At 59.2% G+C, this 14,454-nt stretch carries 16 protein-coding genes; 14 read left to right on the plus strand and 2 right to left on the minus strand.

The window, feature by feature from the left end:
* Window positions 1-10 precede the first annotated feature (10 nt).
* From CCX46_RS09295 to mtnC, 4 genes are all read left to right on the plus strand, one after another.
* The gene (locus CCX46_RS09295) at window positions 11-1,156 is read left to right on the plus strand and encodes an MFS transporter (RefSeq protein WP_034151740.1); all 1,146 of its coding nucleotides are present in this window, start codon (window positions 11-13) and stop codon (window positions 1,154-1,156) included.
* On the plus strand, window positions 1,153-1,779 hold the full coding sequence (locus CCX46_RS09300) for a methylthioribulose 1-phosphate dehydratase (protein WP_127926457.1): 627 nt from the start codon (window positions 1,153-1,155) through the stop codon (window positions 1,777-1,779). Before CCX46_RS09295 ends, CCX46_RS09300 begins: the two co-directional genes overlap by 4 nt.
* 94 nt (window positions 1,780-1,873) lie before the next feature.
* Window positions 1,874-2,419, plus strand: coding sequence for a 1,2-dihydroxy-3-keto-5-methylthiopentene dioxygenase (locus tag CCX46_RS09305; RefSeq protein WP_102901171.1), 546 nt, complete (start codon window positions 1,874-1,876; stop codon window positions 2,417-2,419).
* Between the two features lie 4 nt (window positions 2,420-2,423).
* Window positions 2,424-3,107 carry an acireductone synthase gene (gene mtnC / locus CCX46_RS09310; protein ID WP_127926458.1) on the plus strand — a complete coding sequence of 228 codons (684 nt, stop codon included), beginning with the start codon at window positions 2,424-2,426 and terminating at the stop codon, window positions 3,105-3,107.
* Between the two features lie 182 nt (window positions 3,108-3,289).
* Here mtnC and CCX46_RS09320 read toward each other — a convergent pair whose 3' ends face one another.
* Window positions 3,290-3,568, minus strand: coding sequence for a DUF3509 domain-containing protein (locus tag CCX46_RS09320; RefSeq protein ID WP_008080936.1), 279 nt, complete (start codon window positions 3,566-3,568; stop codon window positions 3,290-3,292).
* Window positions 3,569-3,956: 388 nt separating this feature from the next.
* Here CCX46_RS09320 and CCX46_RS09325 point away from each other — a divergent pair, with 388 nt between their 5' ends.
* From CCX46_RS09325 to CCX46_RS09375, 10 genes are all read left to right on the plus strand, one after another.
* Window positions 3,957-5,795: a long-chain-acyl-CoA synthetase gene (locus tag CCX46_RS09325; RefSeq protein WP_127926460.1), complete on the plus strand. Its 1,839-nt coding sequence runs from the start codon at window positions 3,957-3,959 to the stop codon at window positions 5,793-5,795.
* A gap of 97 nt (window positions 5,796-5,892) precedes the next feature.
* Window positions 5,893-6,411 (plus strand): ankyrin repeat domain-containing protein, encoded by a 519-nt coding sequence (locus tag CCX46_RS09330; protein ID WP_127926461.1) that lies wholly within the window; start codon window positions 5,893-5,895, stop codon window positions 6,409-6,411.
* Window positions 6,412-6,543: 132 nt separating this feature from the next.
* Window positions 6,544-7,074 carry a hypothetical protein gene (locus CCX46_RS09335; protein WP_127926462.1) on the plus strand — a complete coding sequence of 177 codons (531 nt, stop codon included), beginning with the start codon at window positions 6,544-6,546 and terminating at the stop codon, window positions 7,072-7,074.
* Window positions 7,075-7,145: 71 nt separating this feature from the next.
* Window positions 7,146-7,337 carry a PLDc N-terminal domain-containing protein gene (locus CCX46_RS09340; protein WP_007914053.1) on the plus strand — a complete coding sequence of 64 codons (192 nt, stop codon included), beginning with the start codon at window positions 7,146-7,148 and terminating at the stop codon, window positions 7,335-7,337.
* Window positions 7,338-7,573: 236 nt separating this feature from the next.
* On the plus strand, window positions 7,574-8,449 hold the full coding sequence (gene speE, locus CCX46_RS09345; protein WP_016982904.1) for a polyamine aminopropyltransferase: 876 nt from the start codon (window positions 7,574-7,576) through the stop codon (window positions 8,447-8,449).
* Between the two features lie 238 nt (window positions 8,450-8,687).
* Window positions 8,688-8,921 carry a hypothetical protein gene (locus CCX46_RS09355; protein WP_007914057.1) on the plus strand — a complete coding sequence of 78 codons (234 nt, stop codon included), beginning with the start codon at window positions 8,688-8,690 and terminating at the stop codon, window positions 8,919-8,921.
* Between the two features lie 209 nt (window positions 8,922-9,130).
* A complete protein-coding gene (locus tag CCX46_RS09360) occupies window positions 9,131-9,478 on the plus strand; it encodes a ribonuclease E inhibitor RraB (protein WP_007914059.1) in 348 nt (115 codons plus the stop codon).
* Between the two features lie 487 nt (window positions 9,479-9,965).
* Window positions 9,966-11,375, plus strand: a complete 1,410-nt coding sequence (locus tag CCX46_RS09365) for a circularly permuted type 2 ATP-grasp protein (protein ID WP_016982906.1) — start codon at window positions 9,966-9,968, stop codon at window positions 11,373-11,375.
* 12 nt (window positions 11,376-11,387) lie between these two features.
* Entirely contained in the window at window positions 11,388-12,338 is a 951-nt protein-coding gene (locus CCX46_RS09370) for an alpha-E domain-containing protein (RefSeq protein WP_007914063.1), read from the plus strand.
* Window positions 12,335-13,138 carry a transglutaminase family protein gene (locus CCX46_RS09375; RefSeq protein WP_038366909.1) on the plus strand — a complete coding sequence of 268 codons (804 nt, stop codon included), beginning with the start codon at window positions 12,335-12,337 and terminating at the stop codon, window positions 13,136-13,138. The genes CCX46_RS09370 and CCX46_RS09375 overlap by 4 nt, the downstream gene beginning before the upstream one ends.
* Before the next feature lie 119 nt (window positions 13,139-13,257).
* Here CCX46_RS09375 and CCX46_RS09380 read toward each other — a convergent pair whose 3' ends face one another.
* Entirely contained in the window at window positions 13,258-14,079 is an 822-nt protein-coding gene (locus CCX46_RS09380) for a c-type cytochrome (protein WP_127930372.1), read from the minus strand.
* Window positions 14,080-14,454 lie beyond the last annotated feature (375 nt).

Here is a 14,454-nt window from a genome sequence, read left to right on the forward strand (position 1 = left end):
CGGCATAACCGTGGCGGCGCTCCCTTACTGGCGGCTGTCCAGTTTCTATCTGTTCTATTTCGCCTTGCTCGGTTCGACAGCGCCGTTTCTGGCGCTGTACTTCGATCACCTCGGCTTCAGTCCGGCGCGGATTGGTGAACTGGTCGCCATCCCGATGCTGATGCGCTGTGTGGCGCCGAACATCTGGGGCTGGCTCGGCGATTACACCGGCAAACGCCTGGCCATCGTGCGCTTCGGCGCGGTGTGCACGCTGCTGACCTTCTCGTTGATTTTCGTCAGCAAGACCTACGCCTGGCTGGCGATGGTCATGGCGCTGCACGCATTCTTCTGGCACGCGGTGCTGCCGCAATTCGAAGTCATCACCCTGGCGCATTTACAGGGGCAGACTTCGCGTTACAGCCAGATTCGCCTGTGGGGCTCGATCGGTTTCATCATCACCGTGGTCGCGCTCGGCCGGTTGTTCGAATGGCTCAGCCTCGATATCTACCCGGCGGCGCTGGTGCTGATCATGGCCGGCATCGTCCTCAGCAGTCTGTGGGTGCCGAATGCGCAACCGCCGCAGGGCAATCGGCCGAACGGCGAGGGCTTTCTCAAACAGCTGCGCAATCCCGGCGTGCTGGCGTTTTACGGTTGCGTGGCGTTGATGCAGATGAGCCACGGCCCGTATTACACCTTTCTGACCCTGCACCTTGAACGACTCGGCTACACACGCGGCACCATCGGCATGCTCTGGGCCGTGGGTGTGGTCGCCGAAGTGCTGATGTTCATGGCGATGAGCCGGATTCTTGCGCGGTTTTCCCTGCGTCGGGTACTGATGGCGAGTTTTCTGCTGGCGGCGCTGCGCTGGTTGCTGCTAGGTTCGTTCGCCGAGTTTCTCTGGGTGCTGTTGTTCGCGCAGATTCTGCACGCAGCAACCTTCGGCAGTTTTCACGCCGCTGCCATCGCCTTCGTGCAACGTAGCTTCGGCGCCCGCCAGCAAGGGCAGGGCCAGGCGCTGTACGCGGCGCTGGCCGGCACCGGCGGTGCGCTCGGCGCGTTGTATTCCGGTTACAGCTGGAATGCCCTCGGCGCGACATTGACCTTTAGTATTGCCAGTCTCGCGGCACTCGCTGCTGCCGTTATCATTGCCACACGTATGCAAGAGGACAGGCCATGAGCCTTACGCGTGAACAACTCGCCCAGCAAATCGTCGACGCCGGGCGTTTTCTGTATGGTCGCGGCTGGTCGCCGGCCACCAGCAGTAATTACTCGACGCGCCTGTCGCCGAGTGAAGCACTGCTGACCGTATCGGGCAAGCACAAGGGCCAGTTGGGCCTGGACGATGTGCTCGCCACCGACCTTTCCGGCAACAGCCTGGAACCGGGCAAAAAGCCCTCCGCCGAAACCCTGCTGCACACTCAGCTTTACAGCTGGCGTCCGGAGATCGGCGCGGTGCTGCACACCCATTCGGTGAACGCCACGGTGCTGTCGCGCCTGACCCCGGAAGACTTCATCGAGTTTGAAGACTACGAACTGCAAAAAGCCTTCAGCGGTGTTTCGACCCACGAATCGCGAGTGCGCGTGCCGATTTTCGACAACGATCAGGACATTGCGCGCCTCGCCGCCAAGGTGCAGCCTTGGCTCGACGCCCATCCTGATTGCGTCGGTTATCTGATTCGCGGTCACGGCCTCTACACCTGGGGCGCGCAGATGAGCGACGCGCTGCGGCAGATCGAGGCCTTTGAATTTCTGTTTGAATGCGAGTTGAAAACCCGCAGCGTTATGAACCGCCAAGGCTGACTTCACCAGAAGTAGCCCATTTGCCTGATGAAATGCTGTGCCCGACCGGTCTGCAAGAACCGGACGGCAAGGCCGATACCGAGGAATTGCCCCAATGAGCAGCCTGTCCGTCTATCACGTTTCCAGCCCCGACATTCCGAACAAGGTGCTGACCCATTTCGAAGACATCGCCTCGACCTTGGCCGAGCAGGGCGTGCGCTTCGACCGCTGGCAAGCCGCCGCAAAGATTCAGCCCGGCGCCACCCAGGAAGAAGTGATCAGCGCCTATAAAGAGCAGATCGACCAACTGATGACCGAGCGCGGTTACATCACCGTCGACGTGATCAGCCTGAACAGCGATCACCCGCAAAAAGCCGAATTGCGCGCCAAGTTTCTCGAAGAGCACCGTCATGGCGAAGACGAAGTCAGATTTTTCGTCGCCGGCCGTGGCCTGTTTACCTTGCACATCGACGATTATGTCTACGCCGTACTGTGCGAGAAGAACGATTTGATCTCGGTTCCGGCCGGCACCAAACACTGGTTCGACATGGGCGAGCATCCGCACTTTGTCGCGATCCGTCTGTTCAACAACCCGGAAGGCTGGGTTGCCAACTTCACCGGCGAAGACATCGCCGGCCGCTTTCCGCGTCTGGAGGACTGATTCGATGTCGATCAAAGCCATCGTCACTGACATCGAAGGCACCACCAGCGCGGTGAGTTTCGTCTTCGACGTGCTGTTTCCGTATGCCGCTAAACACCTGCCGGATTTCGTCCGCCAGAACGCCGAACGTGCCGATGTTGCCGAGCAACTCGACGCCGTACGCCGTGACAGCAATGCGCCGCAAGCCGATGTTGAACGGGTTGTTGAAATCCTCTTGAGCTGGATCGAGGAAGATCGCAAAGCCACGCCACTCAAGGCCTTGCAAGGCATGGTCTGGGCCCAGGGTTATCACGCCGGGCAGTTGAAGGGGCATGTTTATCCGGATGCCGTTGAAGCGTTGCGACGCTGGCATGCTGCCGGTTATCAACTGTTTGTGTACTCGTCGGGATCGATTCAGGCGCAGAAGCTGATTTTCGGCTGCTCGGAGGCGGGGGATCTGACACCGCTGTTCAGTGGTTACTTCGACACGACGTCGGGGCCCAAGCGTGAGGCGCAGTCGTACACCAATATCCAGAAAGCCATCGGCGTTCAACCGCAGGAGATCCTGTTCCTCTCGGACATCGTCGAAGAACTCGACGCTGCTCAAGCAGCCGGCCTGCAAACCTGCGGCCTGGCCCGTGAAGGCGGGGAGCTGGGAAGCCACGTCACCGTCGACACCTTCACCGGCATCGAACCCGAAGCCTTCTGATCTCACCGATCTAGTGTGGGAGCGAGCCTGCTCGCGAAAGCGTCCGTTCAGCCAGCATTTTCAGTGGATGACACACCCTATTCGCGAGCAGGCTCGCTCCCACAGGGTTTTGCATCAGGCACAAAAAAACAGGCCGTGAAGCGAAAGCTCCACGGCCTGTTTTGTTTAAAGCGCTTTAAAAATTACAGCGAGTGATACGTCGGCAGGGCAAAACGCTGCTGGCTCTGCAGCATGGCAATTTGCGGCAGTTCACTGGCTTGTTCAGCCAGGTCGCGGCGAATTGCACTGATCGCCCACGACAGTTGGTCGCCGGCATGCAGTTGTTGATAAGTCAGTGCACGCTTAAACACTTTGCCGTCGCTGCTGCGCAGAGTCAGCAGAATCCCGCCATCGGGACGTGGCGCAGTGGTGACGTCGAAGTTGGAGAACAGGGAGGTAAATTTTTCTTGGATCAGGCTCATGTCTATCAGCTCCGTATGCACTTGAATGGCAAGCATGCAGAGGAGGTTGCAGCGATTGTGCCAGCATTTGAAAATAATAAAGTTCTTATAAATCAATAAGTTAGAAACTATGAAAATTCAAGTCGTCGTGCAAACTGCATGAATGGCCATCGTGCATCCTGCATTTTGCGGGATCGTTATCGAAACAACGGAACCAATCGCTTACCCGATGATCACCGCCACCGTCGGCCGATCAGCGGATACAAAACATTGCAAAAACCGCGTGTACAGCCCGAGAAGCGCTGACGTATTTTCGATCTCGACCCGCGCTTGAGTGCGCTGGTTGCTTCAAGCAAGCCCGAAAAATAAAAACATCGACCTGCACGCCAAGGTCGGACGGGGAGCTTTCATGAGCCACGCGCCAAGCGACACGATTACCTGGGGCATGATGCTCCGCAAACTGCCGATGATTGCCAAAGCCATTCCGCGAGTGGTCAAGGGCATGAAGGTGGCCAACGTCACGGATCCGACTCAAAGCTGTGGCCTTGGCTGGACATTCGAACAAGCGACGCTGCGCAATCCCGAGGGCCCGGCGTTACTGCAGGGCGATGTGCGGCTGACCTATGCGCAGGTCAACCAGTGGGCCAACCGCATCGCGCACTATCTGAACGGGCAGGGCATCGGCAAGGGCGATGTAGTCGCGGTGTTTATTGAAAACCGCCCGGAATTGCTGGTGACCATTCTGGCGCTGGCCAAGGTCGGCGCGGTCAGCGCGCTGCTCAATACCTCGCAGACGCGCGACACGCTGATCCACAGTGTGAATCTGGTGGCGCCGGTGGCGATTGTGGTCGGCGAAGAACTGCTTCCGGCTTATGCGGCGATTCGCGAGCAAGTGGCGATTACCGCGCCGCGCACCTGGTTTGTCGCCGATCAGGACACCTATAGCCATCCGGGCATTGCGCCCGAAGGCTACGTCAATCTGATCAGCGCCAGTGCCGATGCCTCCAGCGAGAATCCGTCGAGCAGTCAGCAGGTGTTTTTCGACGATCCGTGTTTCTACATTTACACCTCCGGCACCACCGGCCTGCCCAAGGCCGGGGTGTTCAAACATGGCCGCTGGATGCGCAGTTCTGCCAGTTTCGGCATGATCGCCCTCAATATGGGCCCCGACGATGTCGTCTATTGCACCTTGCCGCTGTACCACGCCACCGGTCTCTGCGTGTGCTGGGGCTCGGCAGTCAACGGCGCCTCAGGCTTCGCAATTCGCCGCAAATTCAGCGCCAGCCAGTTCTGGAACGATGTGCGCCGTTATCGCGCGACCACGATCGGCTATGTCGGCGAGTTGTGCCGTTATCTGGTCGATCAACCGGCCAGCGCCGATGACAACCGCCACGACGTGCGCAAAATGATTGGTAACGGCTTGCGCCCGGGCGCCTGGGCCGAGTTCAAGACCCGTTTCGCCGTCGACCACATCTGTGAGCTGTACGCGGCGAGCGACGGCAACATCGGCTTCACTAACATTCTCAACTTCGACAACACCATCGGTTTTTCGCTGATGGCCTGGGAGTTGGTGGCTTACGACCATGACAGCGGTGAGCCGCTGCGCAGCACCGACGGTTTCATGCGCAAGGTCGGCAGGGGCGAGCAGGGCCTGTTGCTGGCGCGGATCGACGAGAAGGCACCGCTGGACGGTTACACCGATCCGCAAAAAACCGCCAAAGTTGTCCTTCACGACGTGTTTAGCAAAGGCGATCGTTTTTTCAACACTGGCGATCTGCTGCGCAACATCGGTTTTGGTCACGCGCAATTTGTTGATCGCCTCGGTGACACCTATCGCTGGAAGGGCGAAAACGTCTCGACCACTGAAGTCGAAAACCTGCTGCTGCAACATCCGCACATCTCCGAGGCGGTGGCGTATGGCGTGGAGATCCGCAATACCAACGGCCGCGCCGGCATGGCGGCGATTACGCCGGCGGAATCCCTCGCGACCCTGGATTTCGCCGAGTTGCTGACCTTCGCCCGCGAACGTATGCCGGCCTACGCGGTACCGTTGTTCCTGCGGGTGAAGGTGAAAATGGAAACCACCGGGACCTTCAAATACCAGAAAACCCGACTGAAAAATGAAGGTTTCGACCCTGGCCAGACGGGCGATGATCCGATCTACGCATGGCTGCCTGGCACGCAGACTTACGTTCGGGTCACCGATGAGGTGCTGGCGGAAATTCATCAAGGCAAGCATCGTTATTGAATCTGGCTATGAGTCGGCTTGAGAAAAAGGGGGTGACAGCCACCGTCTCGCTCGGGAAACTGTCGGCTTTCCGATTGACCGAAAGTGGAGTTGCCCCATGTCCGACCAAAGCCGCCAGATGACCCCTGAAGAAGCTGCCGAATTCACCGAGCAGGTTTTCAACAAGGCGCGCGACGGTGATGCCGAGATGCTCGATCGCCTGGTCACCGCCGGTTTGCCGGTCAACCTGAAAAACAGCAAGGGTGACACGCTGCTGATGCTGGCCAGTTACTACGGCCATGTCGATGCGGTGAACGTACTGCTTAAACACAAGGCTGACCCGGAAATGCGCAATGGCAACGGCCAGAGCCCGATTGCCGGTGCGGCGTTCAAAGGCGATCTGGCGGTGGTCAGGGCGTTGGTCGAGGCGGGCGCCGAGATTGAAGGCTCGTCGTTCGATGGGCGTACGGCGTTGATGATGGCGGCGATGTTCAACCGTGTTGAAATCGTTGATTACCTGATCAGCAAAGGCGCCAACGCGCAAGCCAAGGACGCCAACGGCGTGACGGCGCTGGACGCGGCCCGCACCATGGGCGCGGTCGACACCACCGCACAGCTGGAAAAACTGTTGGGTTGATAAGATCAGAAGATCGCAGCCTGCGGCAGTTCCTGCACGGATCCCTTGTAGGTGCTGCCGCGGGCTGCGATCTTTTGCTTTGTGCGCTATCCTCCGCGCCCTCGAAATTCACCTGCCACAGGATCCGCCCTCATGAAAGCCGCACTCGCCGAACTCATCAGCAAAATCAGCTCCGGCTGCATGGGCGAGGACGAGATCCTGAAAGTCGCCGACGAAGCGGCGCAGGCCTACGCCGATGCGGATGCCTTTCTGACCGCCAATCCGGACATCAACTACGACGACACCTTCCCGATTCCGCTGGGCGAGTGGGTCGTGGTCGGCAGCCTGCCGGAAACCGTGCTGTTCCAGGCAGACACCTATGTCGACCTGTTCGCGCAGATCGTCGCCTCGTTTGGCCCGGGTGTGGATTTCAACCTCAAGCCCAAGCAATTGGCCAAGACCGAAGCCCTGACTGCACTCAACCGCATCCAGGTGCAGATGAGCAGCATGAACAAGGAAAACGGCGGCTACACGCTGATGAACTTCAGCCAGTTGCTCGACGACGAACTGCAGATGGTTTTGGTCTACGGCAACGACGTACCTCGCGTACTGGAGTTGTGCGCCGAAGTCGGCATCGCCGCCGCTCCTTCGCTGGAAGCCTTGAAGATCGCCGTTCACGTCTGAACGCAATAAAAGGGAACCCTGCGCGCGACCGTCTATCCTAAAAGTGCATGCCACTATTCTGGAGCGACACCATGGGTTCCACGTTCAACGGTCTGATTGGCCTGATCATTCTTGCCCTCGACATCTGGGCCATCATCAACGTGTTGAAAAGCGGCGCGACCACCGGGATGAAAATCGTCTGGGTGCTGCTGATCATCCTCCTGCCGGTGCTGGGCCTGATCATCTGGGCGATCGCCGGACCGCGCGGCAACGTGCGGATCTGAATCAGCTAACACCGCAATACCCCTGTAGGAGCGAGCCTGCTCGCGAACGCGGTAGATCAGTCATCGACAATGTTGGCTGACACGCCGCCTTCGCGAGCAGGCTCGCTCCCACATGGGATTGTGGTGGGCCGATGAAGTGAGGTTCGACCTGTCATCTTCGGCAACGTAGAATGCGCGCCTTTCCCGGGCAATCGTCCCCACGATTGACGCCCGCGCATTCATCGGAGCACTTCACCATGACCGTTACCAAAACCAGCGAGTACCTGGAAACCCTCTACGAAGGCTACGGCCAGCGTTTTCGCATGGAAAAACTGCTGCACGAAGTGCGCACCGAACACCAGCACCTGGTGATCTTCCAGAACCCGCGCATGGGCCGTGTCATGGCACTGGACGGCGTGATTCAGACCACCGAAGCCGACGAATTCATCTACCACGAAATGCTCACCCACGTGCCGATCCTCGCCCACGGCAGCGCCAAGCGCGTGTTGATCATCGGCGGTGGTGACGGCGGCATGCTCCGTGAAGTGACCAAACACGCCGGCGTCGAGCACATCACCATGGTCGAGATCGACGGCACCGTGGTCGACATGTGCAAAGAGTTCCTGCCGAACCATTCCAGCGGCGCCTACGACGATCCGCGTCTGAACCTGGTGATCGACGACGGCATGCGTTTCGTCGCCACCACCACGGAAAAGTTCGACGTGATCATCTCTGACTCCACTGACCCGATCGGCCCGGGCGAAGTGCTGTTCTCGGAAAACTTCTACCAGGCGTGCCACCGCTGCCTGAACGAGGGCGGCATCCTCGTGACCCAGAACGGCACGCCGTTCATGCAGATCGACGAAGTGAAAACCACGGCCGGTCGCCTGAACAGCCTGTTCCCGGACTGGCACTTTTATCAGGCTGCGGTGCCGACCTACATTGGCGGCTCGATGACCTTTGCCTGGGGCTCGACCAACCCGGCTTACCGCAAGCTGAGCCGTGAAACCCTGCAACAGCGCTTCATCGGCAGCGGCATCGTCACCCGCTACTACAACCCGGAAATCCACATCGGCGCCTTCGCCTTGCCGCAGTACGTGCTGCAGGCGATCAACAAGCCAAGCAACGACTAAAAGAACACTGCAACTCCCCTGTGGGAGCGAGCCTGCTCGCGAAGGCGTCAGGTCAGTCAAGGAATATGGTGACTGGACAGGCCCCTTCGCGAGCAGGCTCGCTCCCACATTAGTTTGCGCCACACGATAGATGTCGTTTTTTTCATCTTTGTCCGCTGTAATCCTTTTGAACCAACTTTCGGCGTTCACAGTCGAGATAGTGGTAAGCCCATTTGCGGGTTTGATCGAGGAGGCACCGATGCAAAAGTGGAAAGTCACTTTCGTGGACGATCATGGTGAAATTGTCGATGAGGTGTTCGAGCGCGCGGAATGCCCCAGCGACGATGAGGCCGCTCGATTGATCAAGGCACGGCTCCTGCCCGTCGCCGCCGAACTGGATCTGAACGATCTGGAAGGGCGCACCGCCGATGCTGGCGTCAAAAGCCTGAAAACCCAGAACAGCATCGAAATCCGCAGCATCACCCCAATCTGAAAATCTTCCTTCATCCGAAGCAACCAGGCCTTGGCAGCAGCTCTATCTTGGGGCTACTCTGCAAGCGAGATCAGCGAACGGATCGCTAAGGTCTGGTCTTGTCAGCTACATGCTTGTTCCCGCGTGCAACCACGTTGCCGTCGTACTTTGGCCACAGGCCCGGGGCGGGAATACGGAAAGTCTATCCATCTATGCGAGGGGGACGATTCATGAGCACAGCCTATCAAGAAGACATCAGCAGCAATGTTCTGCGCCGCATGAAAGAAGGCGGTTTCGATTTTTCCCGATTCCATCCCATCGAGTTCTACGCGATTTTCCCGGACGAGGAGCGGGCGCGCAGGGCGGCAGGCAAATTTCGCGGTGAATCCATCAATGCCCAGGTCAGCGTGCGTGATGACGGTGCGTGGGCGCTGGAATTAAGCAAAGTGATGTACGCGACCTATGACGATATCGGCGACTTCGAGCAGGGATTCTCTGCCGTGGTTGAACCTCTGGGCGGCATTATCGAAGGCTGGGGTGTGAAACAGGAGGTGCGCAACCGCCACCGTTTGAACTGATCTCTGGTTTCATTTGTTGAACAACGGCTGACCTTCGGGTTGGCCGTTGTCATTTCCGGCGTAAGCAAAATGCTGTGGCAAAACCCTGAAACAAGAAACCGAGGCAAAAAAAAGCCACCGGAGAGGGTGGCTAAAAGGGAAGACCGATAAGGAGAGGAAACCGGTCAGGGTTACAGCGGGGCGGGCTGCCGAGGCAATCCCGATCAGTTGAGCTGGGCGCTTCGTGACGTGGTAGTCGGCGAAGTTTTGCAGCGAATGCGCGGATTATCCGCAGGCAGCGCCGGGCAGTGAAATCAACTCTGACTATGCTGGTGATAGGCGATGCAGTGCGTCGCAATGAAGCGGGGGCAATCCGGTCGGGGCATTTGCCGCACAGGAATGGTGCGGTGTCTGTAGCGTGAATATCCAACCGATTGAAATCAAAGCGTTTATGCCGATGGCACGGGCCTTGCGAAGGCCTGTAGGTCCGGGTGACAAGGAGTACGGCATGATCCGCACCTATTTTGATGAGATGTACGATGCCGGCGGCCAGGTTCGCCCGCATTATCGGGAGTTCGCCCGATGGCTGGCCGACACGCCTGACGAGCTGCTGGCTCAACGGCGACGCGAGGCCGATCTGCTGTTCCATCGCGCCGGCATTACTTTCACGCTCTATGGGGATGAGCAGGGCACCGAGCGCCTGATTCCCTTCGACACCATTCCGCGCAGCATTCCCGCCAGCGAGTGGCGGATCGTCGAGCGCGGCTGCATCCAGCGGGTCAAGGCGCTGAACATGTTTCTCGCCGACCTCTATCACGAGCAGCGCATCATCAAGGCCGGGATCATTCCTGCCGAACAGGTGCTGGCCAACGAGCAATATCAGTTGGCGATGCAAGGTCTGGATCTGCACCGCGATATCTATTCGCACATCTCCGGCGTCGATCTGGTGCGCGATGGCGACGGCACCTATTACGTGCTTGAAGACAACCTGCGCACACCGAGCGGCGTCAGCTACATGCTCGAAGACCGTAAGATGATGATGCGCCTGTTCCCGGAGCTGTTCGCCGCCCAGCGCATTGCGCCAATCGATCACTACCCGAACCTGCTGCTCGACACCCTGAAGAGCTCGAGCCCGATTGACGACCCGAGTGTGGTGGTGCTGACGCCGGGTCGCTTCAACAGTGCATTCTTCGAACACGCGTTTTTGGCGCGGGAAATGGGCGTGGAGCTGGTCGAGGGCGCGGATCTGTTCGTGCGTGATGACAAGGTCTTCATGCGCACCACCGACGGCCCGAAAGCGGTGGACGTGATCTACCGCCGGCTCGACGACGCTTTCCTCGATCCTCTGGCGTTCAACCCGGACTCAATGCTCGGCGTGCCGGGGCTGCTGTCGTCCTATCGCTCCGGCAACGTAGTACTGGCCAACGCCATCGGCACCGGTGTGGCGGACGACAAATCGGTGTATCCGTTTGTCACTGACATGATCCGTTTTTATCTCGACGAAGAACCGATCCTGAAGAACGTTCCGACCTGGCAGTGCCGCAATCCGTCTGAACTTTCCCATGTGCTGGCCAATCTTCCAGATCTGGTGGTCAAGGAAACCCAAGGCTCCGGCGGGTACGGAATGCTGGTGGGTCCGGCGTCGACGACGGCCGAAATCGACGCGTTCCGCGAGCGGATCAAGGCCAAGCCCCACGCGTATATCGCGCAACCGACGCTGTCGCTGTCGACTTGTCCGACCTTTGTCGAAAACGGCATTGCGCCGCGCCATATCGACTTGCGTCCGTTTGTGCTGTCCGGTCGCGAAACCCGCGTGGTGCCCGGCGGTTTGACCCGCGTCGCGCTGCGCGAAGGCTCTCTGGTGGTGAACTCCTCCCAGGGCGGCGGAACCAAGGACACTTGGGTGGTCGAGGATTGAAGGAAGCTTGCCATGTTAAGTAGAACTGCCTCGGATCTGTATTGGATGTCGCGTTACCTGGAGCGGGCGGAAAACCTCGCCCGGATGCTCGACATCAGTTATTCGCTGTCGCTGATGCCGCAGGACGGTCGCGGCGATGGTCTGCACGAACTGGCGATGCCGCTGCTGATCACCGGCACCCTTGATGATTATCTGGAGCGTCACGGCGCGTTGCATGCCGAACGCCTGCTGCACTTTTTTGCCCTTGATGCGGCTAATCCGGCGAGCATCTACAGTTGCCTCGGCGCGGCGCGGGCCAGCGCCCATGCTGTACGTGGACGCATCACCGCAGACATGTGGGAAAACATCAACGCGACGTGGCTGGAGATTCGCGGGATCGCCGAGCAGGGTCTGAGCCGTTACGGCATGAGCCGCTTTTGCGAATGGATCAAGGAACGCTCGCACCTGTTTCGTGGCGCGTCCTACGGCACGATCATGCGCAACGATGCGTTTCGCTTTATTCGTCTCGGCACGTTTATCGAGCGCGCCGACAACACCCTGCGGTTGCTCGATGCACGTTATGAAATGGCCGGCGATCAGGCTGAAGCGGTCAGTGACGGCACGGCACACGCTTATTACCAGTGGAGTGCCTTGCTGCGCGCCTTGTCGTCATTCGAGGCCTACACCGAAATCTACCGCGATGCGCCCGGCGCCCGTCACGTCGCCGAGTTGCTGCTGTTGCGTGCCGATGTCCCTCGTTCACTGCGCGCCTGCACCGAGGAGATCGATCAGATTCTCGCGCAGTTGCCCGGCGCCAATGGCCGACCGGCCCAGCGCCTCGCGGCAGAGATGGACGCGCGCCTGCGCTACACCGGCATCAACGAAATTCTCGAGGAAGGCCTGCACGCCTGGCTGACCGAATTCATCCCGCTGGTGCGCCAGTTGGGTAACGCCATTCACAGTTCCTACCTGGAGGCTGCATGAGACTTTCCATAAGCCACGAGACCACCTATCACTACGAAGATCAGGTGCGGGCGAGCATCCAGTACCTGCGGCTGACACCCCACGACAGCGAGCGTCAGCACGTGTTGAGCTGGCAACTCGACCTGCCACGCCCGGTGCGCGCGCAACTCGATCCGTTCGGCAACATCCTGCACGTGCTGACCATGGATGAACCGCACGAAGCGATCATCATTGGTGCTCGCGGTCAGGTTGATATCGATGAGCTGCGCGAGGCCGAGCATGAGAGTCAGTCGGCGCTGCCGTTCCTGCGCTTTACCCGATTGACCGAGGCCGACGAGGCATTGCGCGCGTTCGCCGAGAGATCCTGCAAGCAGCGGCGCGATCGCACCGCGCTGATCGATCTGATGCACGGTTTGAATCAGCACATGACCTACACTCCGGGTTCCACCGAAGTCGACACCAGCGCGGCGGAAGCCTTCGCCGGGCGTGCCGGGGTTTGTCAGGATCACGCTCACGCGTTCCTGGCTTGTGCACGTAGTCTCGGGATTCCGTCGCGTTATGTGTCGGGCTACTTGTACAGCGAAGATTGCGAGCATCTGGCCAGCCATGCCTGGGCGGAGGCCTGGCTGGATGACGCCTGGTACAGCTTTGACGTGACCAATGAACTGGCGCGGCCGGAGCGGCATCTGAAACTGGCGGTGGGTCTGGATTATCTGGATGCCTGCCCGGTGCGCGGCATGCGCCGGGGCGGTGGGTGTGAGCAGATGCATGCGAAAGTGTTCGTCTCACCAACCCCAGTCATCTCCGTACAACAACAGTAACGGGCTAACACAAAACCCTTGTAGGAGTGAGCCTGCTCGCGATAGCGGTCTGACAGTTGAATTATCAGTGTCTGACACTCCGCTATCGCGAGCAGGCTCACTCCTACAAGGAAATGTGCTCAGGGCTTAACCTTGCGCCCAGCCATGTGTTTCAAATATCCCACCAACATCTGCAAATCGCCATCCGGCAACACCTCCACCGAAAACCCCGGCATCTTCGCCTGCGGCCACTGACGCAAACTCTGCGGATCACGAATGTAACGCTTGAGGAAATCCGCGCCGAAATACTCGGTCGGGTTATACGGAATGTTCAAGTCCGGCCCGAACTGCGCATCCCCCGCACCGTTCAATCGGTGACACGCCAGACAATTCTTCTGAAACAGCGCAAACCCGCGATTCACCGGGTCATCCGCCTTCAACGCAGGATTGGGCAACAAGGCCGGGAAGCGCTCAGCCACCGGCGCCATGCGCTTGATGCTCGCGACTTCGAACGGCCATTGCTCCGGGCTGATATTACCGGCCTGCGGATCGGTCCAGACCAGATAGAACGGCCCGGCGCTGTGCTTGCCCTCTGACAGCGCTGGCCACGGCTGAGCCGGATCCTCAATGGCCAGCCAGGCCCGTGCGCCTTTTGCGTTGAGCAGCGGCGCTGCGGCCAGCTCGGCCGCGAACCCGTCCAGCGCCACCGCTTGCAGGTGATCTTGCGGTTTGATCCCGGTCAGCAGCGCGGCCACGGGCACGGCGCGATAGGTCATGTCCTTTTTGTAGGACACATCGTTTTTGATGGTGAGGGTTTGCACTTGAGGATGCTTGAGTAATTCCTCGGTCTGCCAGGTGCGGCTGTTTGCGCCCAGCTGCAGATCCAACTGTGCGGCAGACAAGGGCATGCTCAGCAGCATTGCCCCGAACACAATGAGCGCTTTCAAATGATCGCCGTCCATGTCGTGAGAGTGCGCAAAGGTTGGCACAGCCACGCTGGCCCGGGTAGCGGGCCAGTCACATTTTCAGTGGCGATGAACAGCACCTGCCGCTCGATTCAGCCGATGACCTTGGTCAGATTCGGCAAAATCAACAACAGCGTCGTGGCGAAAAGAATGAGCCCTGCTTGACGAACTTTCGGTTGTTTGAACATGGCTTGACCGCCTTTATTGTTATTTCCTGATGCTTGCCTGCATATCCATGACGGCAAGCGCTGCACTTCCTGTTGAAGAACGTCGGCCTCGGCAAAACCCGACGACCCTGACGTACATGTACTACCTTAGGGCCCGCGTCACGCTTGGCTTAGATCCATTTCGTATGGAGTGCTGGGAAACTGC

Origin of the sequence: Pseudomonas sp. RU47 (assembly GCF_004011755.1) — a bacterium.
In the GTDB taxonomy this organism is placed as follows: Bacteria; Pseudomonadota; Gammaproteobacteria; order Pseudomonadales; family Pseudomonadaceae; genus Aquipseudomonas.

Excerpts from the sequence above, each read along its gene's own strand:
- CCX46_RS09300 (WP_127926457.1), top strand. The coding sequence starts at position 1,153 with ATGAGCCTTACGCGTGAACAACTCGCCCAGCAAATCGTCGACGCCGGG.
- CCX46_RS09305 (WP_102901171.1), top strand. The coding sequence starts at position 1,874 with ATGAGCAGCCTGTCCGTCTATCACGTTTCCAGCCCCGACATTCCGAAC.
- mtnC (WP_127926458.1), top strand. The coding sequence starts at position 2,424 with ATGTCGATCAAAGCCATCGTCACTGACATCGAAGGCACCACCAGCGCG.
- CCX46_RS09320 (WP_008080936.1), bottom strand. The coding sequence starts at position 3,568 with ATGAGCCTGATCCAAGAAAAATTTACCTCCCTGTTCTCCAACTTCGAC.
- CCX46_RS09325 (WP_127926460.1), top strand. The coding sequence starts at position 3,957 with ATGAGCCACGCGCCAAGCGACACGATTACCTGGGGCATGATGCTCCGC.
- CCX46_RS09330 (WP_127926461.1), top strand. The coding sequence starts at position 5,893 with ATGTCCGACCAAAGCCGCCAGATGACCCCTGAAGAAGCTGCCGAATTC.
- CCX46_RS09335 (WP_127926462.1), top strand. The coding sequence starts at position 6,544 with ATGAAAGCCGCACTCGCCGAACTCATCAGCAAAATCAGCTCCGGCTGC.
- CCX46_RS09340 (WP_007914053.1), top strand. The coding sequence starts at position 7,146 with ATGGGTTCCACGTTCAACGGTCTGATTGGCCTGATCATTCTTGCCCTC.
- speE (WP_016982904.1), top strand. The coding sequence starts at position 7,574 with ATGACCGTTACCAAAACCAGCGAGTACCTGGAAACCCTCTACGAAGGC.
- CCX46_RS09355 (WP_007914057.1), top strand. The coding sequence starts at position 8,688 with ATGCAAAAGTGGAAAGTCACTTTCGTGGACGATCATGGTGAAATTGTC.
- CCX46_RS09360 (WP_007914059.1), top strand. The coding sequence starts at position 9,131 with ATGAGCACAGCCTATCAAGAAGACATCAGCAGCAATGTTCTGCGCCGC.
- CCX46_RS09365 (WP_016982906.1), top strand. The coding sequence starts at position 9,966 with ATGATCCGCACCTATTTTGATGAGATGTACGATGCCGGCGGCCAGGTT.
- CCX46_RS09370 (WP_007914063.1), top strand. The coding sequence starts at position 11,388 with ATGTTAAGTAGAACTGCCTCGGATCTGTATTGGATGTCGCGTTACCTG.
- CCX46_RS09375 (WP_038366909.1), top strand. The coding sequence starts at position 12,335 with ATGAGACTTTCCATAAGCCACGAGACCACCTATCACTACGAAGATCAG.
- CCX46_RS09380 (WP_127930372.1), bottom strand. The coding sequence starts at position 14,079 with ATGGACGGCGATCATTTGAAAGCGCTCATTGTGTTCGGGGCAATGCTG.